The organism is Bacillus sp. FSL R9-9497 (assembly GCF_038005805.1).
GTDB lineage: Bacteria > Bacillota > Bacilli > Bacillales > Bacillaceae_G > Bacillus_A > Bacillus_A cereus.
The window spans coordinates 3,502,776-3,528,465 of record NZ_JBBOTY010000001.1 but is presented as its reverse complement, the minus strand read 5'-3'; the positions used below and the strand labels follow the sequence as shown (position 1 = coordinate 3,528,465).

The following is a 25,690-nucleotide window of genomic DNA, read 5'->3' as shown; positions in this document are numbered from 1 at the left end:
AGGTAGCAGAAGTGAAAGAAGGCGAATATACATATGTTTGTAGCAGAACATGAAGTTGAAATCCGTTATGCGGAAACAGATCAAATGGGTGTTGTTTACCATTCAAACTACTTAGTGTGGCTTGAGTTAGGTCGCACGAAACTTATACAAGATTTAGGTTTTTCATATGTTGAAATGGAGAAAGAAGGAATTATTTCTCCTGTGTTAGATTTACAAATTTCATACCGTAAAGCGATGCGTTACGGAGAAAAAGCAATCGTAAAAACATGGGTAGATACTGTCAGCCCACTTCGCGTTGTATATGGATATGAAATATATAATGGTGATGGTGAACTTTGTATTACTGCAAGTACGACGAATATTTGTGCGAAAAAAGAAGGGTTCCGCCCTGTATCATTTAAAAAGTTATATCCTGAGTGGTATGCGAAATATGAGGAAATTAAGAAAAAATAAAAAAGCGTGGCAGAAGCCACGTTTTTTTATTTTTCATAATTAAATTGTGGGAAGTCGTCACCTTCGTTAAGTGTAACAGATAAATTATGTCCATCGAAGAACCATTCATCATCGCCTTCAATAAAGAAGTTAATACCTTCTTCTTGAATTTGAACAGCAGGATGTGCAGGATCATCTTTACGAATCCCTAAAGAAAGTCCTTTTTGCACAGTACTGCAACCACCGTATTGTACGAAAAAGCGTAGTGTTTCATTTGATTGTAAGTTTAATTCATTTTTATACCATTGTGCTGCTTCTTTTGTTACGGAAAGATTCATGTATAGTTCCTCCAAATTATGTTGCTTTTTCTTTAGTATAAAAAATAACGCAAAAAGACGCTATTAATATGCTTCACGTTTTCTTTTTGCGTTATGTGGGTTACGATCTTATTTTTGCTTTTTTGAAAAGTTTGCTTTTGGTTCAGTTTTATTTATAATTCGTCCGATATTTGCACGGTGTTTATAAATAACCATACCTGCTAATAAACACATCGCAATAATGAAGATTTTATCCCCGCTAACAATGGATGCAATAACAGCAACAACTGCTGTTACCATAGAAGAAAGTGATACGTATCTTGTTGTAAATAAAAGGGTGAAAAATACAACAGCCAATATTGCAAAAACAACTGGTGAATAGCATAATAGCACCCCAGCAGAAGTTGCAACTGCTTTACCACCGCGGAATTTCGCGAAGATTGGATAGACATGTCCAAGAACAGCCGCTAACCCGAACCATAGTGGATGAATATCTAATCCGAAAATCATTGGTAGACTTGTTGCTAATGTCCCTTTTAAAATGTCAGCAATTGTAACGGTAAAACCTGCTTTTTTCCCTAATGTGCGGAATGTGTTTGTTCCGCCTAGATTACCGCTCCCGTGCTCACGAATATCGATTCCGTAGCCGATTTTTCCAACAACTAGTGCAAATGGAATCGAGCCAAGTAAGTAGGCAACGATAAATAAAAGATATGTAGTAACCATAAGTTCAGTCTCCTTTATTCAAATGTGTTGATAAAGGGTAAAAAGAGTTTTTCCCGTATATTGTACCATACATTTGTAAAGAGCACATTTCTTTTTTGTAAATGAAAAATTCATTATTTCGTGAAAAAAATTTCACAGTAATGTTACATTTCTCACAGAAACAGTAAGACTATATGTAGTAACATTTTAATCAAAAGATAACAACATATTGGTGGAGGGTTATAAATGTTACAAAATAATACACGTGGAGAAGAAGAATTAATGAAAGTGTTCGAGACAATAGTCCACGGCAATGAACAAGATTTAATGCAAGAAAATGCAAATGTAGACGGCCGCTCTCCAATGGGCGTAATGGGAACGTTCGCATCTGAGAGTGCAAAATATTATGCTGTTGAGAATTTATTGTCAGATCAAGTGAAAAAAGCGATAAATGAAAATATATTATATCCACATGATTTAGATTTTTATGCGACAGGAACGACGACTTGTTCACAAATTCCGTTAGCACAAATGCTTGCTAACGGTTTTCATACTGGACATGGACATATGAGACAACCGCAAGACATTAAAAGTGCATTGGCTCTTTCGTCTATTATTTTTCAAGCGAATCAAAATATGCAGCATGGTGGTCAATCGTTTGCACTCTTTGATATTGATTTAGCACCTTATGTACGAAAAACAATTGAGAGACATAAAAAACGATTACAATCATATCCGCTTACGAAAGAACAAATAGAAGAATTTGCATGGAAAGAAACGGAAAATGATACGTATCAAGCGTGTGAGGCTTTCGTTCATAATTCGAATAGTATGCATAGTAGGGGCGGAGGACAAGTACCGTTTATTTCTATTAATTATGGAACAGATACATCAAAAGAAGGAAGAATGTTAATTAAACAACTTTTAAAAGCGACACAAGCTGGACTTGGTAAAGGAGAGACACCGATTTTTCCGATTCAAATTTTCAAGATGAAAAAAGGTGTGAATTTTGAAGAAAGTGATCCGAACTACGATTTATTTGAATTAGCATTAGAGACAACGGCAGAGCGATTATTCCCTAACTTTTCATTTTTAGATGCTCCGTTTAATGCAGTGCATTATGATGGAAGACCGGAAAGTGAAGTATGTTACATGGGATGTCGTACCCGTGTTATGTCTAATATACATGGAGAAGAAACAGCGATTGGTAGAGGGAATTTATCATTTACGTCTATTAATTTAGTGAAATTAGCGTTAATTAGTGGTTCAAAAGAAGCGTTTTTTGAAGCGCTAAACTATTATTTAGATTTAGGAATTAAGCAGCTATTAGAAAGATATGCGTATCAATGTACGAAGCGAGCAAGAGATTTTCAGTTTTTATATTCACAAGGTGTATGGCGTGGTGGAGAAACGTTGCAGCCTGAAGACTCCGTAGCCTCGATTTTAAAACAAGGGACGTTAAGTATTGGTTTTATCGGTCTTGCGGAATGTTTAGTAGCTTTAACAGGAAAGCATCATGGGGAAGATGGAGAATCATGGAAACTTGGGTATGAAATTATTTCCTTTATGAGAGATAGAATGGATAAAGCGACAGAAGAACATCAACTGAATTTCTCAGTAATTGCAACTCCAGCAGAAGGATTATCAGGGAAGTTTGTGAAAAAAGATAGAGAAGAATTTGGTGAAATTAACGGTATAACGAACCATAATTACTATACGAATTCATTCCATATTCCAGTTTATTATAACATTCAAGCGATAAATAAAATCCGTTTAGAAGGCCCGTTCCATGCTCTCTGTAATGGAGGACACATTACTTATATTGAACTAGATGGAGCAGCAATGCATAACAAAAAGGCATTAAAACAAATTGTACAAGCCATGGCAGAACATGGCATTGGATACGGTTCAATTAATCATCCTGTTGACCGTTGTAAGTGCTGTAGTTATCACGGGGTTATTGGGAATGAATGTCCAAGTTGCGGGAATAAAGATGAGGCTAATATAGAAAGAATTCGCCGTATAACAGGCTATCTTGTAGGAGATATGTCGAAGTGGAATAGTGCGAAACGTAGTGAAGAGATAGATCGGGTGAAACATAAATGAAAGTGATGAATATTATTCATGATAGTGTAGTAGATGGAGAAGGATTGCGGACAGTCGTGTTTTTTGCGGGCTGTCCGCATCGTTGCGTTGGTTGCCATAATCCGAAATCGTGGAATATTTGCAATGGAACGGAAATGACAGTAGAAGAAATTGTGAAAGAGATTGCAAGTAATCCATTAACTGATGTAACATTTTCAGGTGGAGATCCATTTTTTCAAGCTGCTGAAGTGAAAAAGGTAGCAAAAATCGTGAAAGATTTGAAAAAAAACCTATGGATGTATACAGGTTATACGTTAGAAGAGATACAGAGTTCTCAAAATAATGATATGATAGAGTTGTTACATTATGGGGATGTTTTAGTCGATGGAAGGTTTGAAATTGAGAAAAAAGATTTAACACTTCCATTTCGCGGAAGCTCCAATCAACGTATTATTCGATTGAAAGAGTAAAAAGGCGGGATAGATTATATGAATAAAACAGTATTGCTTGTTGAAGATGAAAGAAGATTACGTGAAATTGTTAGTGATTATTTTCGTAATGAAGGCTTTGAAGTAATCGAAGCAGAAGATGGAAAAAAAGCGTTAGAGTTATTTGCAGAGCATGAAATTGATTTAATTATGTTAGATATTATGTTACCGGAAATAGATGGATGGTCTGTTTGTAGAAGAATTAGAAAAGAATCAGCAGTACCAATTATTATGTTGACAGCACGTTCGGATGAGGATGATACATTGCTAGGTTTCGAATTAGGTGCAGACGAGTATGTAACGAAACCATTTAGCCCGAAAGTATTAGTAGCTCGCGCAAAGACGTTATTGAAACGTGCGGATGGTGCGGTAGGAGTAGCGGAAGAAAATGCTATGTCTTTAGCTGGAATAGAAGTAAATCGTCTATCTAGAACTGTTTTAGTAGATGGAGAAGAAATTATATTGACACATAAAGAATTTGAACTTCTTGTGTATTTAATGGAGAACAAAGGAATCGTGTTATCACGTCAACATTTATTAGATCAGTTATGGGGATATGACTATTACGGTGATGACAGAACGGTTGATACCCATATTAAAAAACTTCGAAATAAGCTAGGAGATAAAGCGAAGCATATCGGTACTGTTATTCGAGTTGGTTATAAATTTGAAGAATAATCTAGAACGATTTGTGTAATTTAGCCTAGGGAAATGGCGATTTTATACTCTCTTTTGAAGGTAGAATGTACAAAAAATACTTTTTTTGTCTACAATGTTAGATAGGAGTATTTTTTAATTAGATTTCACGATGAGTTCACAAGAAGGACACAAAACGTGACTATACTGAAAATACGAATTCACCAGAGAGGGGAAATAAAACATGGGATATTACGACGGACCAAATTTAAATGAAGAGCATAGTGAAACGAGAGAAGTGAGAAAATCAGGTAGTAAAAAAGGCTATTTCTTCACAGGTTTAGTGGGGGCTGTAGTCGGAGCGGTTTCGATTAGTTTTGCAGCACCATATATGCCATGGGCTCAAAATAATGGAGCGCCAGTATCATCATTTAGTTCGGATTCAAAAGTAGAAGGTACTGTAGTTCCTGTTGTAAATAAAGCGAAAAATGAAACTGATTTACCTGGTATGATTGAAGGGGCGAAAGATGTTGTTGTAGGTGTTATTAATATGCAACAAAGTGTTGATCCATTTGCAATGCAACCGACAGGTCAAGAACAACAAGCTGGTTCAGGATCAGGTGTTATTTATAAAAAAGCAGGGAATAAAGCATATATCGTAACAAACAACCACGTAGTAGATGGTGCAAATAAACTTGCTGTAAAACTAAGTGATGGTAAAAAGGTAGATGCAAAGTTAGTAGGGAAAGATCCTTGGTTAGACTTAGCTGTTGTTGAAATTGACGGGGCTAATGTGAATAAAGTTGCAACTTTAGGTGACTCAAGTAAAATCCGCGCGGGTGAAAAAGCAATTGCAATCGGTAACCCACTAGGTTTTGATGGAAGTGTAACGGAAGGTATAATCAGTAGTAAAGAACGTGAAATTCCAGTTGATATTGATGGCGATAAACGACCAGATTGGCAAGCACAAGTTATTCAAACAGATGCAGCGATTAACCCTGGTAACAGTGGTGGTGCATTATTTAACCAAAATGGTGAAATAATTGGGATTAACTCAAGTAAAATTGCACAACAAGAAGTTGAAGGAATTGGATTTGCTATTCCAATTAATATCGCAAAGCCAGTTATTGAATCACTTGAAAAAGACGGAGTAGTGAAACGTCCAGCGCTTGGAGTAGGTGTCGTTTCATTAGAAGATGTGCAAGCTTATGCAGTCAATCAATTGAAAGTACCGAAAGAAGTAACTAATGGTGTTGTATTAGGTAAAATTTACCCAATATCACCGGCTGAAAAAGCTGGTTTAGAGCAATATGATATCGTAGTAGCATTAGATAATCAAAAAGTAGAGAATGCGCTTCAATTCCGTAAATATTTATATGAAAAGAAAAAAGTAGGCGAGAAAGTAGAAGTTACATTCTACCGTAACGGTCAAAAAATGACGAAATCGGCTACTTTAGCAGATAATTCAGCTACAAAGAATCAATAATTGAAATAAAAGAAAGTCTCTTTCATATTGAAAGAGACTTTCTTTATCGGCTATACTAAAGGAATAGGAGGGATTAATTATGACAATTGAAAACCCAACTCGTACGGAAATTGGTGAAGTGTTAAAGAAAAGCAAAACAATTGCGGTTGTTGGATTATCAGATAAGCCAGAACGTACATCGTATATGGTTTCAAAAGCAATGCAAGATGCTGGATACCGCATTATTCCAGTTAATCCAACAGTAGATGAGGTGCTTGGAGAAAAGGCAGTTTCTTCACTAAAGGATATTAAGGAACACGTTGACATAGTAAATGTATTTCGTCGCTCAGAGTTTTTAATGGATGTTGCAAAAGAATTCGTAGAGATTGATGCAGATGTTTTTTGGGCACAATTAGGAGTACAAGATGAGGATACATATAAATTTTTAAAAGAAAAAGACTATACTGTAATAATGGATCGTTGTATTAAAGTAGAACATGCGATGACAAAATAGTATAGATTTAAAGGTAGAAAGATTGATTCAGCCCTCATTATAGATAAGTAGGGCCGATGAACGAGGTGTTCATCATGAGATTTTTTAAAGGCTGTTTTTGGGGGTTGTTATTTGTAATCCCATTTTGGATCTTGATCATTTGGATCATAATAAAGGTTTGGAATGTGTAATCTTGGAATACATATCCATTTCTCGTTGACAAACGATTATTTTTCTGAAATAGTAGCCTAGAGGAATCCTTGTGAGAAAACAAGGATTTTTCTATTGAAAATGGTATATAAAAGAGATAAGATAACTTGCCAAAACTATAGTCGAGGCGTTATTCTATAATAGAAACATATGTTCTGATTTTGGATTAGGAAAGGGGCAAGGAGTTTGGCGAAGCATCAGTTCCAATATAATGAAGATGCGATTCAAGTGTTAGAAGGACTTGAAGCCGTTCGAAAACGCCCGGGTATGTATATCGGGAGCACGGACAGCCGTGGATTGCATCATTTAGTATATGAAATAGTAGATAACTCCGTTGACGAAGCGTTAGCGGGATTTGGCGACGAAATTTCAGTCGTAATACATAAAGATAATAGTATTAGCGTTATAGATAAAGGGCGAGGAATGCCTACGGGAATGCATAAACTTGGGAAACCTACACCTGAAGTTATTTTAACTGTACTTCATGCCGGTGGTAAGTTTGGTCAAGGTGGTTACAAAACGAGTGGTGGTTTGCACGGTGTTGGGGCATCGGTTGTAAATGCCTTATCAGAATGGTTAGTCGTAACGATTAAGCGTGACGGAAATATTTACGAACAACGCTTTGAAAATGGCGGTGTTCCTGTAACGACGCTTGAGAAAATCGGGAAGACGAAAGAGTCTGGTACTACGATGCATTTCAAACCAGATACAACGATTTTCAGCACAACAAATTATAATTATGAAACATTATGTGAGAGATTACGTGAATCTGCATTCTTATTAAAAGGAATGAAAATCTCGATAAAAGATGAGCGAAATGATTTAGAGGATGTATTTCATTATGAAACGGGAATTGAAGCTTTCGTTTCATATTTAAACGAAGAAAAAGATTCCATTCATCCAGTTGTATATTTCACTGGTGAACAAAATGGAATTGAAGCAGAACTAGCATTTCAATTTAACGATGGCTACTCAGAAAACATTTTATCGTTTGTAAATAACGTACGTACAAAAGATGGTGGAACACACGAAGCTGGATTTAAAACAGCGATGACGCGTGTGTTTAACGAGTATGCTCGTAAAGTAGCACTATTAAAAGAAAAAGATAAAAACTTAGAAGGCACAGATATTCGTGAAGGTGTAGCGGCTATCGTTTCGGTACGTGTACCAGAAGAAGTGCTTCAGTTTGAAGGGCAAACGAAAGGAAAACTAGGTACAAGTGAAGCGCGTTCTTCAATTGATGCCATTGTATCTGAGCATTTAGCATACTTTTTAGAAGAAAATCCTGATGTAGCTACACTTCTTGTGAGAAAAGCAATTAAAGCAGCACAAGCCCGTGAAGCAGCCCGTAAAGCAAGAGAAGAAGCGCGTAGTGGTAAGAAAAAGAAAAAATCAGAAGGTACGTTAAGCGGGAAATTAACACCTGCACAATCACGTAACCCGCAAAAAAATGAACTGTACCTAGTAGAGGGTGACTCTGCCGGTGGTTCTGCGAAACAAGGGCGAGACCGACGTTTCCAGGCCGTATTACCGTTACGTGGTAAAGTAATTAATACAGAAAAAGCAAAGCTTGCTGATATTTTTAAAAATGAAGAGATTAATACAATCATTTATGCGATTGGCGGCGGTGTAGGAAATGAATTTGATGTTGAAGATATTAACTACGATAAAGTTGTAATTATGACCGATGCCGATACGGATGGGGCTCATATTCAAGTATTGTTATTAACGTTCTTCTACAGATATATGAAGCCACTTATCGAAGCTGGTAAAGTGTTTATCGCACTTCCTCCTTTATACAAAGTAAGTAAAGGAAAAGGTAAGAGTGAGATAATTGAATACGCTTGGTCAGATGAGGAATTAGACGGTGTAACGAAAAAAGTTGGAAAAGGCTATATGTTACAACGTTATAAAGGACTTGGTGAAATGAATGCGGATCAATTATGGGAAACAACAATGAATCCTGAAACGCGTACATTAATTCGCGTGAAAATTGATGATGCAGCAAGAGCAGAGCGTCGCGTTACAACATTAATGGGCGATAAAGTAGAACCGCGCCGTAAATGGATTGAACGTAATGTACAGTTTGGTATGCAAGAAGAAGGAAATATTTTAGAAAATGAAATGATTATGGAGACGGAGGTGGAATAACATGCAAGCAGAGAAGTTTCATGACCTCCCGCTTGAAGACGTGTTAGGTGATCGATTTGCACGTTATAGTAAATATATTATTCAAGATCGTGCACTTCCAGATGCACGTGATGGCTTAAAGCCAGTACAAAGACGTATTTTATATTCTATGTATGTAGAAGGTAATGTACATGATAAAGCGTTTCGTAAATCAGCTAAAACAGTAGGTAATGTTATCGGTAATTATCATCCACATGGAGATTCCTCTGTATATGAAGCAATGGTACGCTTAAGCCAAACTTGGAAAGTACGAAATGTTTTAGTTGAAATGCATGGTAATAACGGTAGTGTTGATGGGGACCCAGCGGCAGCGATGCGTTATACGGAAGCTCGTTTATCACCAATCGCATCTGAATTATTACGTGATCTTGATAAAGAAACAGTTGAATTCGTGTCAAACTTTGATGATACGAGTGAAGAACCGGTTGTATTACCAGCAGCGTTCCCGAATTTATTAGTGAACGGATCTACAGGGATTTCCGCTGGTTATGCAACAGAAATTCCTCCGCATCATCTTGGAGAAGTTATTGATGCTACAATGATGCGTATTGATAAGCCAAATAGTACTGTTGATGATTTATTAACAGTTATGAAAGGACCAGATTTCCCAACAGGCGGTATTATTCAGGGGATTGATGGTATTAAAAAGGCGTATGAAACAGGTAAAGGTAAAATTATTATTCGCGGAAAAGCAGAAGTTGAAACAGTGCGCGGTGGGAAACAACAAATTGTAATCACTGAAATTCCTTACGAAGTGAATAAGGCAAATCTTGTAAAGAAAATGGATGAATTACGTCTAGATAAAAAGTTAGATGGTATTGCTGAAGTGCGTGATGAGACAGATCGTACTGGTTTACGAATTGTTGTTGAATTAAAGAAAGAAGCAAACGCTGAAGGTATTTTAAATTATTTATATAAAAATACAGATTTGCAAATTCCATATAACTTTAATATGGTAGCGATCAATAATCGTCGTCCAACACTTATGACATTACCGAAAATTTTAGATGCTTATATTGGACATCAAAAAGAGGTTATTACGAGACGTTCGCAATATGAATTAAGAAAAGCAGAAAATCGTCAACATATTGTAGAAGGTTTAAAGAAAGCATTATCGATTTTAGACCAAGTAATTGAAACAATTAGAGCTTCAAAAGATAAACGTAACGCGAAAGATAATTTAAGTGCAAAATTTGGCTTTACAGAAGCACAGGCAGAAGCAATTGTTTCCTTGCAATTATATCGCTTAACGAATACAGACATTACGGCGTTACAAGAAGAAGCAGATGAGCTTAATAAGAAAATTATTGAGCTACAGGCAATTTTACAAAGTGAAAAAAGATTACTTCAAGTAATTAAAACAGATTTAAAGAGAGTTAAGAAAACATATAGTGATGATCGACGCGCGATTATTGAAGATCAAATCGAGGAAATTAAAATCGATGTAGAAGTGATGATCCCACAAGAAGATGTCATCGTTACTGTAACGAAAGAAGGATATGTGAAACGTACTGGATGGCGCTCACATAATGCCTCAAACGGCAAAGACTTCGGTATGAAAGAGGGTGACATCTTACTTGAACGATTCGATACGAATACGACAGAGACAGTCCTCTTATTTACGAATAAAGGAAACTATATATATCTGCCAGTATACGAAATGCCAGATATTCGTTGGAAAGATTTAGGTCAGCACGTTGCTAATATCGTTTCACTCGACCGGGATGAAACAATCATTTGGGCAACGGTTGTACCGAACTTTGAGGAAGAAAAACGATTTATCGTATTTGTAACAAGAAATGGTATGATAAAGAAAACAGAATTAAATCAATATAAAGTTCAGCGTTATTCAAGGGCATTCGTTGCTGTAAACTTGAAAAAAGATGATGAAGTTGTCGATATATTTGCGACAGATGGAACGAGTGATATCGTTCTTGCTACACACGGTGCATATGCACTTATTTTCCATGAAGATGAAGTAAGTCCAGTCGGTGTAAGAGCTGCTGGCGTGAAAGCAATTAATTTAAAAGAAGATGACTATGTCGCTTCTGGTAAACCGTTAAATGGTGACAAAGATCAACTTATTCTCGTAACACAGCGCGGTGCTGTAAAACGTCTAAAAGCATCAGAAATTGAAAAATCAACGAGGGCGAAACGAGGTCTTGTTATTTTCAAAGAATTAAAACGTAATCCGTACCGCATTGTCGGTATTGAAATTGTTCGGGACGATGAATTAGTTTACATGAAGACAGAGAAAAACATTGTAGAAGAGATTGATCCGAAAGCGTATCGAAATAAAGACCGGTATAGTAATGGTAGCCTAGTGCTAGATGTTAATGATACTGGTGAAGTAGTAGAAACGTGGACGAAGAAAAGACCAGAATAAAGAGGGCATCTTGCTATGAATAATAGCAAGATGCTTTTTTCTAGGCAATTTATTATGTAAATAATAATAATCTTGTTATAATAACCGAATGAAATTGTTCTCATAAAGTGAAACTTTAATCAATGGGGATTTTCTTTATCCACACTGATTATTAGTTGAACCAATCGGGCTTTAACAAGCAGTTGATTTCTCACCTAATTCCTTAGCTTTCGCTGAATTTTGGGTTAGGAATCTTACTGCCCGTTAAAGCGGGACAAATGGAGGGGTAACATGAAAAAAATAGGTGTAGGGATTGTAGGATTTGGTTTTTCTAGTACGACATTTCATATCCCACTATTACAAACGATAGAAGAATATGATATTCGTGCTGTATTATCCTCAAAAGAAGAGGTAGTAAAAGAAACATTACCAAATGCTAATGTTGTTAGTACAATTGATGAATTGGTGAAGCGAGCTGATGTTGACTTAGTTGTTATTACATCACCTAATACAACTCATTTTCCATATGTAAAAGAAGCAATTTTAAACGGTAAGCATGTTGTTGTAGAAAAACCATTTGTTGTCTCAATTGAAGAAGGGGAAAAGCTTATTTCATTAGCAGAGCAGCATAATGTAATGTTAAGCGTATATCATAATCGTCGTTTTGATAATGATTTCTTAACAATTAAGAAATTGTTAGGAGAAAACAGAGTAGGGAATGTATACGCATATGAATCGAATTTTGATCGTTTCCGTCCACATGTACGTGATCGATGGAGAGAAAAAAATCTACCAGGCTCCGGTATATTATACGATTTAGGGTCGCATTTAATTGACCAAGCGTTATCAATATTCGGGAAACCAGATGCGATAAGTGCAGATGTAATAAAACAACGACCAGGTGCAGAGGTGGATGATTATTTCCACATAGTACTTCATTACGGAGTTAAACGTGTCATTTTACGTAGTAGCAGTTATGTGAAAAAAGCTGGACCGCATTTTATAGTGCATGGAGAGAAAGGTTCTATCGTGAAGTACGGTATGGATTCGCAGGAAGAGCAATTAAAAAATGGAATGAAGCCAGGTGATAACGGTTATGGAGTAGACGATGAAGAGAATTTTGCTACTTTAGAAACAGAAGAAAACTTAGAGCGTATTCCAACAGAAGTCGGTTGTTATGACAATTATTATAAAGGTGTGCGAGATAGTATATTAAATGGTGAGAAACTACCTGTAACAGCAAAAGAAGGTTTAGATGTTATTAAACTGATTCAATTAGCGATTGAAAGCAGTGAAAAAGGTAGAGTCATTTCTATAAAATAAAAAGACACGAAATTCGTGTCTTTTTTATTTTTGTGGAACAGAAAGACCATAGAAGAACATAGTGACTATATCTTGTATATGTTTTTCGCGATTTCCTTCAAGAAGTTGTGCCCCAAAATCATCACCTAATTTAGTAAACATTTGAATGTAAAGTAACATCATTTCTTTAGTAAGGTGTGGATTAATTTCGTTTTTGCGCTGAGCTCGTTCTAATATTTCTAAATACCAGGGCAAGATTTTTTCATTTTGATAACTATAAATAAACTTTCGGAGTTCTTCGTCTCTTTGCATCATTTGCAGTAACATATCAGGTTGAAATAACCCGCCAGTATTCATTTTTCTTACAATCATTTTTTGCATCATATCATGAAAAGGTAATTTTTCTTCTGCAAGATCTTTATAATATTGAAATTCAGATATGATAAATTCTTGTATAAGCTCCCTAAATAACGCATCTTTACTTCCGAAATGATTATAAATTGTAACTTGAGAAACGTTGGCTTCTTTTGCGATATGTTCTATTTTCACTTCATTAAATCCACGTTCTGAAAATAATACGAATGCTGCTTCTTTAATGGCACGTTTTTTCTTTTCTTTTACTCTTTCAAAGCCGTTCAATGCAATCACCTCACTTAAAATATACAAGAAAAAATAATGGAAAACAATAATTTTGAAATATGAACTAATAAATATTTCAAAAAGTTGTTGCGAATATGGAAGATGAGGAGTACAATAATTTTGAAATATCACATATTAAATATTTCAAAAAATGAGGTGGAATTATGATTTCAGTTCAAGATGTCACAAAACAGTTTTCGAATGGAAAAGGTTTGTTTCATATTACATTTGATGTAAAAAAGGGAGAAGTATTTGGTTATTTAGGCCCAAATGGTGCTGGAAAATCAACGACGATTCGTAATTTAATGGGATTTATAAAACCGACAGCTGGTAAAGCGACAATTTTTGGATTAGATTGTTGGAATGAAGCAGCGAAAATTCAAAGGGAAGTTGGTTATCTACCGGGTGAAATTTCTTTTATTGAAGGAATGAACGGATTAGAGTTTTTAAAATTAATGCAAGGAATGCGTGGATTAAAGGATACAAAAAGACGAGATGAACTAATAGAGCGTCTGCAATTTGATGTGAAAACACAGATTCGCAAAATGTCTAAAGGAATGAAGCAAAAAGTAGGGATAGTCGCTGCATTTATGCACGATCCAGAGGTGTTAATTTTAGATGAGCCAACATCTGGACTTGATCCACTTATGCAGCAAGTGTTTATAGATTTAATATTAGAGGAAAAGCAAAGAGGAAAAACAATTCTTATGTCTTCGCATATTTTCACTGAAATTGAGAGAACTTGTGACAGAGTAGCTATTATTAAAGATGGTCGACTCGTAACGGTTGAAAATATTCACGATTTACAAAGTATGAGAAGACAGGTGATAGATGTAACAGTATCATCACAAGAAGAGATTGAGTCTCTTACAAAGTGTAATTTGCAATTTGAAGCGGTAAAAGGCAGAGAGGCATCTATCATTGTACAAGGAAACTATCAAACTGTTTTACAAACACTTTCAAACTACAATGTAACGGCACTTCAAACGAGAGCGATGGATTTAGAACATTTATTTATGCATTATTACGATAAGAAAGAAGGGATAACGCATGAATAAGCAATTATTTTTAGCTAGTTTGAAAGAAACACAAAAAAGTATTTTGAGTTATGCGTCTGGTGCAGCTTTATATCTGTGGTTATTAATTTGGATATTCCCGTCAATGGTATCAGCAAAAGGGCTAAATGAATTAATAGGTGCCATGCCTGATAGTGTGAAAAAAATCGTTGGTATGGAAAGTCCGATTCAAAACGTAATGGATTTTCTAGCGGGCGAATACTATAGTCTATTGTTTATTATCATTTTAACAATTTTTTGCGTAACAGTTGCGACACATTTAATTGCTCGTCATGTAGATAAAGGAGCAATGGCATACTTGCTAGCAACGCCTGTATCTAGAGTACGAATCGCAATTACGCAAGCGGCTATTCTTATATTAGGACTACTGATTATTGTAGCGGTTACGTATGTAGCGGGTATAGTAGGTGCTGAATGGTTTTTAGAGGATAATAACTTAAATAAAGAATTATTTTTGAAGATAAATGTAGTCGGAGGACTCATATTTTTAGTCGTTAGTGCCTATTCATTTTTCTTTTCTTGTATATGTAATGACGAAAGAAAAGCACTAAGTTATTCAGCGAGTTTAACTATCTTATTTTTCGTATTAGATATGGTAGGGAAGTTAAGTGATAAGTTAGAATGGATGAAAAACCTATCATTATTCACGCTGTTTCGTCCGAAAGAAATTGCTGAAGGATCATATAATATATGGCCGGTAAGTATAAGTTTAACTGCTGTAGCGCTTTGTATTTTTATCGTAGCGATTGTAGTATTTAGGAAGAGGGATTTACCGTTATAGAGTAGAAAGTCCACTGAGAAAGTGGGCTTTTTTTATTTGTAAATTTAAACTAGTATGTTTATTGCATACTTATAAAGGATATTTATCTTTTTAATTACGAAAATATTCAAAAAAGTGAACCTTTTTCTAGGTTCATACGTCTAATACATGTAAAGTTAAATTGGAAGTGATGAAGTGAGGATGAAACAGGAGGAGCGATTGTGAAAGTAATCCCTTTATATAAAATGATTATAAAAGAAGAAACGGATGTTTCTTTAGCGAAAAAAGGTGATCATGAAGCCTTTGTAGCGCTTATACATACAGAAAAAGTGAAGATGTATCGAATAGCAAAGGCGATGTTACGTGATGAGACAAATATAGAGGATGCGATACAGACAACAATTTTAAAAGCCTATGAAAATATAAAAAAATTAAAGAAAGAAGAATTTTTTCAAACTTGGTTAATTCGAATACTAATAAATGAGTGTAACAATATTATTAGAGCGTATAAAAATGTAATTGTGACAGAAGAGAATGATTACAATATGAGTGCGTGTGATCAGTATGAAGATATAGATTTGTGTAATGCGATTCAGTCGTTACATGAAGAATTAAGAGCTGTTACGGTGCTTTATTACTATGAAGACATGAATCAAGTGAGTATAGCAAAGCTGTTAGAAATACCGAAAGGAACAGTGAAATCAAGATTGTCACGCGCGAGGGAACAACTACAAAAACGATTAAAGATGGAATAGGGGGTGTAAAGGATGGATAATGAAAAATTATTTGATGAGAAATTAAAAAAGAGAATAAAAGATGAAAATGTTATAGTACCTCCAGAGTTAAATGAAAAGATTAATGGTACGCTACATAATCTTAAGGTAAAAAAGAAGAGTTACAAAATTCATATGATGATAATTAGTGCAGCGGTTTGTATACTTTCAGTGGTATCTATGTCTGAGTTTTCTATACAAAGTTTTGCGCAAAATGGTGGAGTATTTGAATATGTAAAGAAAAAAGCGTTTTCTGATTTTGAAAATGAAGAAGAAATAAAATCGAATGTACATTATCCAGATAAAGAAAAGATTCATCAAAAAATGCTAGATTCTATTGATTATTTTAAAAATATTTCAGGACAATTTGAGGAATATTCTAGCTCATCAAGAATTGCTACAACATATAAGTATGCGATTGATACGGAGAAACAAAGAGGTATCTCTTCGAAAGAAGATAAACTAGCGAAAAAACGAACAATTATATATAACGAGGGCAAGAAAAAAGAGTTTGATGATGAGAAGTATACCTATAAAGAGACAAAATGGAACCCAAAAGAAAGAAACAATGAACTATTAAAATTAAATCCTACGGAAAGGTTAGTGAGAAAATCAGATGAGAAAAAGAGATATGATGATGAATATGTAGGGCTAGCTAAATATAGTATTCAATCAGAATTCGCAGATTTGTTAATTCGATATAAAGATTGGAATTATAAAGAAACGAAATATCTTGGATTAGATTGTTACAAAATTGAAGGAGTTATCAACATAGAGATGCCTGTTAGCACCTCTGAAGATTTAAGAGGGAAATTCGAAATGGTTGTGGAGAAAAATACAGGGATTATGTTGAAATTTCTTAGTTTTCAAGAAGGCTTGATTCAATATTCAGTTACGACTGAATGGATACAAATAGATAAGGGATTGAAAGAAAGTATGTTTCAAAAGGATAGCGCTAAATATGAAAAAATGAAAAACATATTGGGTGAATAGAAACAGGAGGAGAGTAAATGGGGAATCATTCATCTTTAAGAGAAGAGAAAAATAAGCAAAAATATAAAAAGAAAAAGATAATAAGTTTACTACTGGCGGTATTACTATTTGGTGGAATTGGCTATGGAGCCTATGTATATATGAAAACTTCTAGTCTCGTACAAAAATCTAATTTGAATTTAGCACGAGGCGAAAAATCCAATTTACGTGAGAAATCTGTAAAGCCAATTGCAAATCATGTTTCACTTTTAATTATGGGAATTGATGAAAATCAAGAACGACAAAAGGAATATAATGGTGCATTTCATACAGACGCATTATTGTTAGCGACTTTTAATAAAGATGATAAAACAGTGAAATTAACGAGTATACCGCGTGATACATATACATATGTTCCAGTTGAAAAGAAAAAAGATAAAATAACCCATGCATACGGAAGTGGTTTCGTTAAAAATGGTAAAGATGGAGGACCGCAAGCTTCTGTGGAAGCGGTAGAAAAATTGTTACAGGTGCCTGTTGATTATTTTGTGAAATTTAATTTTGGTTCCTTTACTAAAATTGTTGATGGGTTAGATGGTATTGAAGTGGATGTCCCAGTTGAATTTACGGAGCAAAATAGTAAAGATGAACCTGAAGCGATTCATTTGAAAAAAGGATTACAAAAATTAAATGGGGAAGAAGCACTTGCACTAGCAAGAACGCGCCATATTGATAGTGATGCAATGAGAGGACAACGCCAACAACTTGTTATTGAAGCGATTTTAAGTAAATTAAAAAGTGTAGGATCGATTGCGAAGTTAGAAAAAATAGTTGAGGCGGTTGATGGTGATTTTAAAACAAATTTAGTAATGGATGATATTTTATCTTTTTATAAATACGGTTTAAACGGTTCAGTTGAAAAAATACAATTAGCTGGTGATGATTTATACTTACCTAATGGCCCAAACGGGCAACGTGTATATTATTATAATCCTAATAAAAAAGATCTACAGAGTTTGAGTAATACTCTTAGAACACATCTAGGATTAAGTGAAAAGCAAATTGAGGAGAATTAAAGCAGACGAAATGTCTGCTTTTTTATTTTTGTCTAATGGTATGACATTTAGTTTTTAATGTTATATACTATTTTAAAATTTTAGTTAATAGTGTAACATAATAGTAGGGTTCAAGTTAAGTAGCAAGGGGGCTACCATATAGAATAAATGTTATTGCTTAAAATAGTTTGGGAGAAATGAAAATACAGGGGAGTAGCAAAAATGAGAATTGCAAAGAATTTAACATTCCAAGTTATTGTGGCCATTATTTGTGGTATTGCAGTAGGGGCAATTTGGCCGAGTGTTGGACAACAAATGAAGCCAATTGGTGAAACATTCATCAATATGATTAAAATGGTTATTGCACCGATTATCTTTTTAACAATTGTACTCGGTATTGCAAGTATGGGAAGTATGAAAAAGGTAGGCCGTGTTGGTGGGAAGGCACTACTATATTTTGAAATTGTTACAACAGCTGCTTTAATTATTGGTATCATCGTAGCAAATGTTGTGCGTCCCGGAGATGGATTAGATCCCTCAAAACTAAAAGGCGGAGATGTTTCACAATATGTACAAAGCGGGCAAGAAATGAAATGGATGGATTTCTTTTTACATATTGTGCCGTCTAACATGTTTGAAGCATTTGCAAAAGGTGATATTTTACAAGTGTTATTCTTCTCCATTTTATTCGGCGCAGGATTAACGATGTTAGGGAAAAATGGACAACCGGTTATTGATTTTTTTGAAAGATTATCGAAAGTATTTTTTAACATTTTATCAATTGTAATGAAATTAGCACCGGTTGGAGCATTCGGTGGGATGGCATTTACAATTGGGAAGTATGGTTTAAGCACGCTCATACCACTTGGCAAATTAATGATTTGTGTATATGCGACAATGGCATTATTTGTTTTTATTGTTTTAAATTTTATTTGTAAACTGTATAAATTTAGTTTGTGGAAATATTTAGCGCATATTAAAGAAGAATTACTTATTGTTCTCGGGACATCATCGTCAGAATCAGTACTGCCGCGAATGATGACAAAGATGGAAGACTTCGGGTGTTCGAAACCGGTAGTAGGTTTAGTCATTCCAACAGGCTATTCTTTTAACTTAGATGGAACAACGATTTATTTATCGATGGCTACTATATTTTTAGCACAAGTTTTCCACGTCGATCTTTCACTAGGTCAACAATTAACAATAATAGCTATTTTATTAGTTACATCTAAAGGAGCAGCAGCAGTAACCGGCGGGGGATTCATTGTACTAGCATCTACTCTATCTGCAATGAATGTTATCCCATTAGAAGGTTTAGCGTTATTACTTGGTGTAGATCGTTTCATGTCAGAAGCACGTGCTATCGTTAATTTAATTGGTAACGGTATTGCAACTGTAGTTGTTGCAAAAAGTGAAAATGAATTTGATGATGAGAAGTATACGAGAGTAGTAGAGGAAATGAAACGAGAAAAAATGGCCAGGTAAAAAGTCAGCTTTGCTGACTTTTTTATTTTTGTAGAAAAGATGTTTTTAGATATATGCATTATTTATTAGCAATAATTAACAAGTATTCAAGCGGTAAATGAGATCGAAGTGATTAAAACAACGAATGTGTATGAATGCGAAATAAGGTTTGAACAACATATGGAATTTTTATGAATATTACTGTAAAAAAATAATTTTTTAAAAATTTTCAATAATAATACTTTACAAAAATTAAAAAATTAGTAGAATAAGAATTAGTAAGAATCGTCTGATAAATATATAGAGAAAAACAGAATTATCAGAAAATTCTTTAATAGCTATCGTTAAGAATTAGGGAGGGTACAAAATGAAAAAGAAACAAATGAAAAAACTAACAGCAGTTGTAGTACCGGTTTTAGCAATGAGCATGGCACTAACAGCATGTTCTACATCAGGCGGAGATAAAAAGACAAGCACAAACTCAAGTGGAGATAGCAAGTCAGAGGGAAAATTAGCGGCAAAACAAGTGTTGAATCGAACAGTAAACCAAGAGATTCCAACGATGGATTCTTCTAAATCAACAGATACAGTATCTTCACAAATGCTAGGGAATACGATGGAAGGATTATATCGTCTTGATAAAGATAATAAGCCTATTCCAGCTGCAGCAGAATCTAGCACGAAAAGTGAAGATGGTAAAAAATATACATTTAAACTACGTAAAGATGCAAAATGGTCAAATGGAGATCCAGTAACGGCGAAAGATTTCGTATATGCTTGGCAACGTCTATTAGATCCAAAAACAGCTGCTGAGTATGCATTTATCGCATTCCCGATTAAAAATGCAGAAGTAGTAAATAAAGGAGAAAAACCTGTAACTGAATTAGGAGTAAAAGCAGTAGATGATCTTACGCTTGAAGTTGAGTTAGAGCAAGCAGTACCGTACTTCTTAAACTTAGTAGCATTCCCATCATATTATCCATTAAACGAAAAGTTCGTTAAAGAAAAGGGCGAGAAGTTCGGTATAGAGTCTGATACAACAGTTTATAATGGACCGTTCGTTCTTAAAGATTGGAAGCATGAACAAGGATGGCAATTAAAGAAAAATGATCAATATTGGGATAAAAAGACTGTAAAACTTGAAGAAGTTAACTTCAGTGTTGTTAAAGAACCAGCAACTCTTATCAATTTATATGATAGCGGTCAAGTTGACTTTGCTTTATTAACTGGAGAGTTCGTAGATAAATACAGAAATAAGAAAGATGAATTCGGAACATATTCACAAGTGAGTACGTATTTCATTCGTATGAACCAAAAACGTGATGGACAAGATACACCATTAAAGAGTAAAAAGTTACGTGAAGCAATTGCACTATCAGTTGATAAAAAGAATTTAGCAAACGTAATTTTAAATGATGGATCAAAAGAAGCTGACTTCTTAGTACCAAAAGGTTTAGCAACTGGACCAGACGGTAAAGACTTCCAAGAAACGTTTAAAAATGGTTTAAAACCAAATGCTAAAAAAGCTGCTGCAGCTTGGGAAGAAGCGAAAAAAGAGCTAGGTAAAGACCAAGTTACAATTGAATTCTTAAACTATGATACTGGTAATGCGAAAAAAGTTGGAGAATATATTAAGGACCAAATTGAGAAGAACTTAAAAGGTGTAACAGTTAACATTAAACTTCAGCCATTTAAGCAAAAACTAAAATTAGAAACTGAACAACAATATGATATTTCGTATGGCGGATGGAATCCGGATTATGCAGATCCAATGACGTTCTTAGATATGTTTGAGACTGGACATTCTCATAACCAAATGAGCTTCTCTGATCCTAAATATGACGGCATGGTGAAAAAAGCTGGAACGGAATTAATGAGCGATGCAAAGAAACGTTGGGAAGAGTTAGGAAAAGCTGAAAAAACATTACTTGAAGAAGATGTAGCGATTGTACCTTTATATCAACGTGGAGATTCTTATGTTTTACAACCAAATGTAAAAGGTGTAGTAAAACATAATATCAGTCCAGAATTTAGCTTTAAGTGGGCATATGTAACTGAAAAATAATAGAGTTGAAAAAGCATTTAAAAGTGGCTTAGCTACTTTTAAATGCTTTTTTGTGAGCTTAAAATACTAATTTTTAGTGTGGTTAAATAGAGGCGAATAAGGTGTATAGTATATACATATAGTAGATGGGGGATAAATCCTACTAAATTAAAAAAATCAGAATATTTAAAATTAAACTATTTACAAATACGAAAAAAAGAGTAGAATAACATTAGTTGTAATTTTCTGAAAAAATAATCTTTAGTAAGGGGTCTCTCAAGGGTTGGTAATGTACATATAATTAGGGAGGGTACAAAAATGAAGAGAAAAAAGATGAAAAAGTTAACGGCAGTTGTAGTACCAGTTTTAGCGATGAGTGTTGCATTGACAGCATGTTCTGGGTCAGGTGGGGAAAAGAAAACGACTACTACATCAAATAGTGGGGAAGAAAAAAAATCTGATATTAAATATGCAGCGAAACAAGTATTAAATCGTACGGAAAACCAAGAAATTCCGACGATGGATACTTCTAAATCTACTGATACATTAGGTTCGCAAATTTTAGGGAACACGATGGAAGGCCTATATCGCCTTGATAAAGATAATAAGCCAATTCCTGCTGCGGCAGAGTCTAGTACGAAAAGTGAAGATGGTAAAAAGTATACGTTTAAACTGCGAAAAGATGCAAAATGGTCAAATGGTGATCCTGTAACAGCGAAAGATTTCGTTTTTGCATGGAAGCGCTTACTTGATAAGAATACTGCGGCAGAATATGCATTTATTGCTTACTATATTAAAAATGCAGAAGCAATTAATAAAGGAGAAAAACCTGTAACTGAATTAGGGGCGAAGGCGGTAGATGATTACACGCTAGAAGTAGAATTAGAAAAACCGGTACCGTATTTCTTAAATTTATTAGCATTCCCATCATACTATCCATTAAATGAAAAATTCGTAAAAGAAAAAGGTGATAAGTACGGTTTAGAAGCAGATACAACTGTGTATAATGGTCCATTCGTTATGTCTTCATGGAAACATGAACAAGGTTGGCAGCTGAAGAAAAATGATAAGTACTGGGATAAAAAGACTGTGAAATTAGAAGAAATTAACTATAGTGTAGTAAAAGAGGTTGCAACGAAAGTAAACTTATATGATACAGGATCAATTGATTTTACATTACTATCAGGAGAGTTTGTAGATAAATATAAATCGAACAAAGAAGAATATGGTGAGTATGCGGAATCAAGTACATTCTTCTTACGTTTAAATCAAAAACGTAACGGACAAGATACGCCTTTAAAGAGCAAAAAACTTCGTGAAGCAATTGCATTATCAGTTGATAAAAAAGGATTGGCAAATGTAATTTTAAATAATGGTTCAAAAGCAACAGATCAATTGGTTCCAAAAGGACTTGCGACAGGGCCAGATGGTAAAGATTATCAAGATACATTTAAAAATGGTCTGAAATATAATCCGAAAAAAGGAGCAGCAGCGTGGGAAGAAGCGAAAAAAGAACTTGGAAAAGATCAAGTTACAATTGAATTGCTAAGCTATGATGATGGAACTGCGAAAAAGATTGCTGACTATGTAAAAGATCAAATTGAGAAAAATTTAAAAGGTGTAACGATTAATACGAAAATTCAGCCGTTCAAACAAAAATTAAAATTAGAAACTGCGCAAGATTATGAAATTTCTTATGCAGGTTGGAGTCCAGACTATGCGGATCCAATGACATTTATTGATATGTTTGAATCGAAGAGCCCGTACAACCAAATGAGTTATTCAAATCCAAAATACGATGAAATGGTAGGAAAAGCAGGTAATGAATTAATGAGTGATGCGAAAAAACGCTGGGAAACGTTAGGGAAAGCTGAAAAATTATTCCTTGAAGAAGATGCAGGGTTAGTTCCTTTATATCAAACAGGAAGATCGTATGTAATGAAACCGAATGTAAAAGGAATTGTGAAACATAACATCAGTCCAGAATATAGCTTTAAGTGGGCGTATGTAACTGAGGATGGCGGAAAAAAATAAAGTGAAAGCATTTCAAAAGTGGCTGAGCTGCTTTTGAAATGCTTTTTAGTATGTATAAGGGAATAAATCTCGTTAGCCTATTGAGAATCGGGTAGGTAATTAGGAAGGTTCTATCGGAGGAATTTAGAGAGGTCAGTAAGTAGTAAGACAGATGATAGTAAGAGACCTCATGCTAATAAGAAAAATATAGAACGTAGTAATAGATTGGAATAAGGGGAGGGATGTTTACATATAAGTAGACGGGGATAATTCATATAGTAGTTAAAACAACAAGTTACTATAATAAAAAAATAAATATTTAGAAAATTTACAAAAATACTTTACAAATTTTTAAAAAATAGTAGAATATTAATTAATAAGAATTTTCTGATAACGAAAGTTAGTAGAGAAATTCTAAATGTTAATATCGTACATATAATTGGGGAGGGTACAAAAAATGAAGAGAAAAAAGATGAAAAAATTGACAGCGGTCGTAGCACCAGTTTTAGTAATGAGTATGGCATTAACAGCTTGCTCTGGATCAGGAGATAAAGAGAAGGCAAGCACAACACCGAAAAGTGGTGAAAAAGAAGGCGGAAAGCTAGCGGCGAAGCAAGTGCTTAATTTAACAGAGTCTCAAGAGATTCCATCTATGGACTCTGCTAAAGCGACAGACCAAGTATCGTTTCTAGCTTTAAACAACGTAATGGAAGGTTTATATCGACTTGATAAAGATAATAAAGCAACACCAGGAGTTGCTGAATCATATAAAAAGAGTGATGATGGTAAAAAGTATACATTTACATTAAATAAAAATGCAAAATGGTCAAATGGAGAGCCTGTAACAGCGAAAGATTTCGTGTTTGCTTGGAAACGTGCGGTAGATAAAAATACAGCAGCAGAATATGCATACATTATGTTTGATTTGAAAAATGCACAAGCGATTAATGAAGGAAAAGCTGAACTAGATACGTTAGGAGTAAAAGCTGTAGATGACTATACGTTAGAAGTAGAATTAGAAAATCCAGTTCCTTACTTTGTAGAATTAACTTCATTTGGAACATTTTATCCATTAAACGAGAAATTTGTAAAAGAAAAAGGTGAAAAGTACGGTTTAGAATCAGATACGACGTTATACAACGGACCGTTTACATTGACAGACTGGAAACATGAAGAAGGTTGGAAGTTAAAGAAAAATGCACAATATTGGGATAATAAAACAGTGAAGTTAGATGAAATCAACTTTAACGTAGTAAAAGATAGTGGTACACGTGTTAACTTATATGAAAGTGGACAAATCGATCGTTCAGGACTTACATCTGAATTTGTTGACAAATATAAATCAAACCCCGACTTCTTTACACAAAAAACACCGTCAACGTACTTCTTACGCTTAAACCAAAAACGTGGTGGGCAAGATACAGTGTTAAAGAGCAAAGATCTACGTTTAGCGATTGCAAAAGCGTATGATAAAAAAGGCTTAACGAACGTTATTTTAAATGACGGATCTACACCGGCAGATTACTTAGTACCAAAAGAATTTGCTAAGAGCCCAGATGGAAAAGACTTCCGTAAAGAAAATGGAGATATTTTAAAAACAGATGTGAAAAAAGCAAAAGAGCATTGGGAAAAAGCGAAAAAAGAACTTGGAAAAGATGCAATTACAGTAGAACTATTAAACTATGATGGTGATGGTGCGAAAAAAGTAGGAGAATTCTTAAAAGGAGAACTTGAGAAAAACTTACCAGGTTTAACAGTGAATTTGAAAAACCAGCCATTTAAACAAAAGTTAAAATTAGAATCAGATCTAGATTATGATTTATCTTACGCTGGTTGGGGACCTGACTACTTAGATCCAATGACATTCATTGATATGTTCGTTACAAATGGCCCTCATAACCAAACAGGATATTCAAATCCTAAATATGATGAAATTGTACAAAAAGGTAAAGGTGAGCTATTAACGAAAACGAAAGAGCGTTGGGATAGCTTACTGAAAGCGGAGAAAATGTTATTGGAAGATGCAGCAATTGCACCATTATATCAACGTGGTGATGCTATCGTTCAAAGACAGAAAGTAAAAGGTATTGTTCACCATCCAGTTGGTGGAGACTACAGCTATAAATGGGCATATATTACAGAGGATAAGTAAGATGGGGGGCGTACAATACGCCCCTTTTTCTATGCACTTTTCTTCCGTGCTCGA

Annotated in this window: 21 protein-coding genes; 18 read left to right on the top strand and 3 right to left on the bottom strand. The window is 34.7% G+C overall.

Features of this window, described 5'->3' with window-relative positions:
* The first annotated feature begins 33 nt into the window (after window positions 1–33).
* Complete coding sequence (locus tag MKY21_RS18050; RefSeq protein ID WP_000495812.1) at window positions 34–453, top strand: acyl-CoA thioesterase; 420 nt, start codon at window positions 34–36, stop codon at window positions 451–453.
* A 26-nt stretch (window positions 454–479) separates the two neighbouring features.
* Here the strand turns inward: MKY21_RS18050 and MKY21_RS18045 are convergent, their stop codons facing one another.
* On the bottom strand, window positions 480–770 hold the full coding sequence (locus MKY21_RS18045; protein ID WP_001054453.1) for a HesB/YadR/YfhF family protein: 291 nt from the start codon (window positions 768–770) through the stop codon (window positions 480–482).
* 108 nt (window positions 771–878) lie between these two features.
* A complete protein-coding gene (gene plsY, locus MKY21_RS18040; protein ID WP_000258974.1) occupies window positions 879–1,475 on the bottom strand; it encodes a glycerol-3-phosphate 1-O-acyltransferase PlsY in 597 nt (198 codons plus the stop codon).
* Window positions 1,476–1,700: 225 nt separating this feature from the next.
* Here plsY and MKY21_RS18035 point away from each other — a divergent pair, with 225 nt between their 5' ends.
* From MKY21_RS18035 to MKY21_RS18000, 8 genes are all read left to right on the top strand, one after another.
* Window positions 1,701–3,560, top strand: coding sequence for an anaerobic ribonucleoside triphosphate reductase (locus MKY21_RS18035; RefSeq protein WP_098293793.1), 1,860 nt, complete (start codon window positions 1,701–1,703; stop codon window positions 3,558–3,560).
* Window positions 3,557–4,009, top strand: coding sequence for an anaerobic ribonucleoside-triphosphate reductase activating protein (gene nrdG, locus MKY21_RS18030; RefSeq protein ID WP_000867078.1), 453 nt, complete (start codon window positions 3,557–3,559; stop codon window positions 4,007–4,009). Before MKY21_RS18035 ends, nrdG begins: the two co-directional genes overlap by 4 nt.
* Window positions 4,010–4,027: 18 nt before the next feature.
* Window positions 4,028–4,705 carry a response regulator transcription factor gene (locus MKY21_RS18025; RefSeq protein ID WP_001044679.1) on the top strand — a complete coding sequence of 226 codons (678 nt, stop codon included), beginning with the start codon at window positions 4,028–4,030 and terminating at the stop codon, window positions 4,703–4,705.
* 202 nt (window positions 4,706–4,907) lie between these two features.
* A complete protein-coding gene (locus MKY21_RS18020; protein WP_000542641.1) occupies window positions 4,908–6,149 on the top strand; it encodes a S1C family serine protease in 1,242 nt (413 codons plus the stop codon).
* 79 nt (window positions 6,150–6,228) lie between these two features.
* Entirely contained in the window at window positions 6,229–6,642 is a 414-nt protein-coding gene (locus tag MKY21_RS18015; protein WP_000151387.1) for a CoA-binding protein, read from the top strand.
* A gap of 375 nt (window positions 6,643–7,017) precedes the next feature.
* Entirely contained in the window at window positions 7,018–8,982 is a 1,965-nt protein-coding gene (gene parE / locus MKY21_RS18010) for a DNA topoisomerase IV subunit B (protein WP_001062201.1), read from the top strand.
* 1 nt (window position 8,983) lies between these two features.
* A complete protein-coding gene (gene parC, locus MKY21_RS18005; protein ID WP_001147463.1) occupies window positions 8,984–11,407 on the top strand; it encodes a DNA topoisomerase IV subunit A in 2,424 nt (807 codons plus the stop codon).
* Window positions 11,408–11,677: 270 nt separating this feature from the next.
* Window positions 11,678–12,709 carry an oxidoreductase gene (locus MKY21_RS18000; protein ID WP_000719773.1) on the top strand — a complete coding sequence of 344 codons (1,032 nt, stop codon included), beginning with the start codon at window positions 11,678–11,680 and terminating at the stop codon, window positions 12,707–12,709.
* Window positions 12,710–12,733: 24 nt separating this feature from the next.
* On the opposite strand, the gene MKY21_RS17995 is transcribed toward MKY21_RS18000, so the two are convergent.
* Complete coding sequence (locus MKY21_RS17995; protein ID WP_118043338.1) at window positions 12,734–13,336, bottom strand: TetR/AcrR family transcriptional regulator; 603 nt, start codon at window positions 13,334–13,336, stop codon at window positions 12,734–12,736.
* Window positions 13,337–13,491: 155 nt separating this feature from the next.
* Between MKY21_RS17995 and MKY21_RS17990 the strand changes: the two genes are divergently transcribed.
* From MKY21_RS17990 to MKY21_RS17950, 9 genes are all read left to right on the top strand, one after another.
* Window positions 13,492–14,385: an ABC transporter ATP-binding protein gene (locus tag MKY21_RS17990; RefSeq protein WP_000626582.1), complete on the top strand. Its 894-nt coding sequence runs from the start codon at window positions 13,492–13,494 to the stop codon at window positions 14,383–14,385.
* A complete protein-coding gene (locus tag MKY21_RS17985) occupies window positions 14,378–15,184 on the top strand; it encodes an ABC transporter permease subunit (RefSeq protein ID WP_001041436.1) in 807 nt (268 codons plus the stop codon). The genes MKY21_RS17990 and MKY21_RS17985 overlap by 8 nt, the downstream gene beginning before the upstream one ends.
* Window positions 15,185–15,384: 200 nt before the next feature.
* Complete coding sequence (locus MKY21_RS17980; protein WP_000864726.1) at window positions 15,385–15,918, top strand: sigma-70 family RNA polymerase sigma factor; 534 nt, start codon at window positions 15,385–15,387, stop codon at window positions 15,916–15,918.
* Between the two features lie 12 nt (window positions 15,919–15,930).
* Window positions 15,931–16,929 carry a hypothetical protein gene (locus MKY21_RS17975; protein ID WP_000368240.1) on the top strand — a complete coding sequence of 333 codons (999 nt, stop codon included), beginning with the start codon at window positions 15,931–15,933 and terminating at the stop codon, window positions 16,927–16,929.
* A gap of 17 nt (window positions 16,930–16,946) precedes the next feature.
* Window positions 16,947–17,984 (top strand): LCP family protein, encoded by a 1,038-nt coding sequence (locus MKY21_RS17970; protein WP_016118453.1) that lies wholly within the window; start codon window positions 16,947–16,949, stop codon window positions 17,982–17,984.
* Window positions 17,985–18,185: 201 nt separating this feature from the next.
* A complete protein-coding gene (locus tag MKY21_RS17965; protein ID WP_001216971.1) occupies window positions 18,186–19,448 on the top strand; it encodes a dicarboxylate/amino acid:cation symporter in 1,263 nt (420 codons plus the stop codon).
* Between the two features lie 346 nt (window positions 19,449–19,794).
* Entirely contained in the window at window positions 19,795–21,492 is a 1,698-nt protein-coding gene (locus MKY21_RS17960; protein ID WP_086391345.1) for a peptide ABC transporter substrate-binding protein, read from the top strand.
* Between the two features lie 297 nt (window positions 21,493–21,789).
* Window positions 21,790–23,505: a peptide ABC transporter substrate-binding protein gene (locus tag MKY21_RS17955; protein ID WP_000823472.1), complete on the top strand. Its 1,716-nt coding sequence runs from the start codon at window positions 21,790–21,792 to the stop codon at window positions 23,503–23,505.
* Between the two features lie 436 nt (window positions 23,506–23,941).
* On the top strand, window positions 23,942–25,636 hold the full coding sequence (locus MKY21_RS17950; protein ID WP_000823447.1) for a peptide ABC transporter substrate-binding protein: 1,695 nt from the start codon (window positions 23,942–23,944) through the stop codon (window positions 25,634–25,636).
* The last annotated feature ends 54 nt before the right edge of the window (window positions 25,637–25,690 follow it).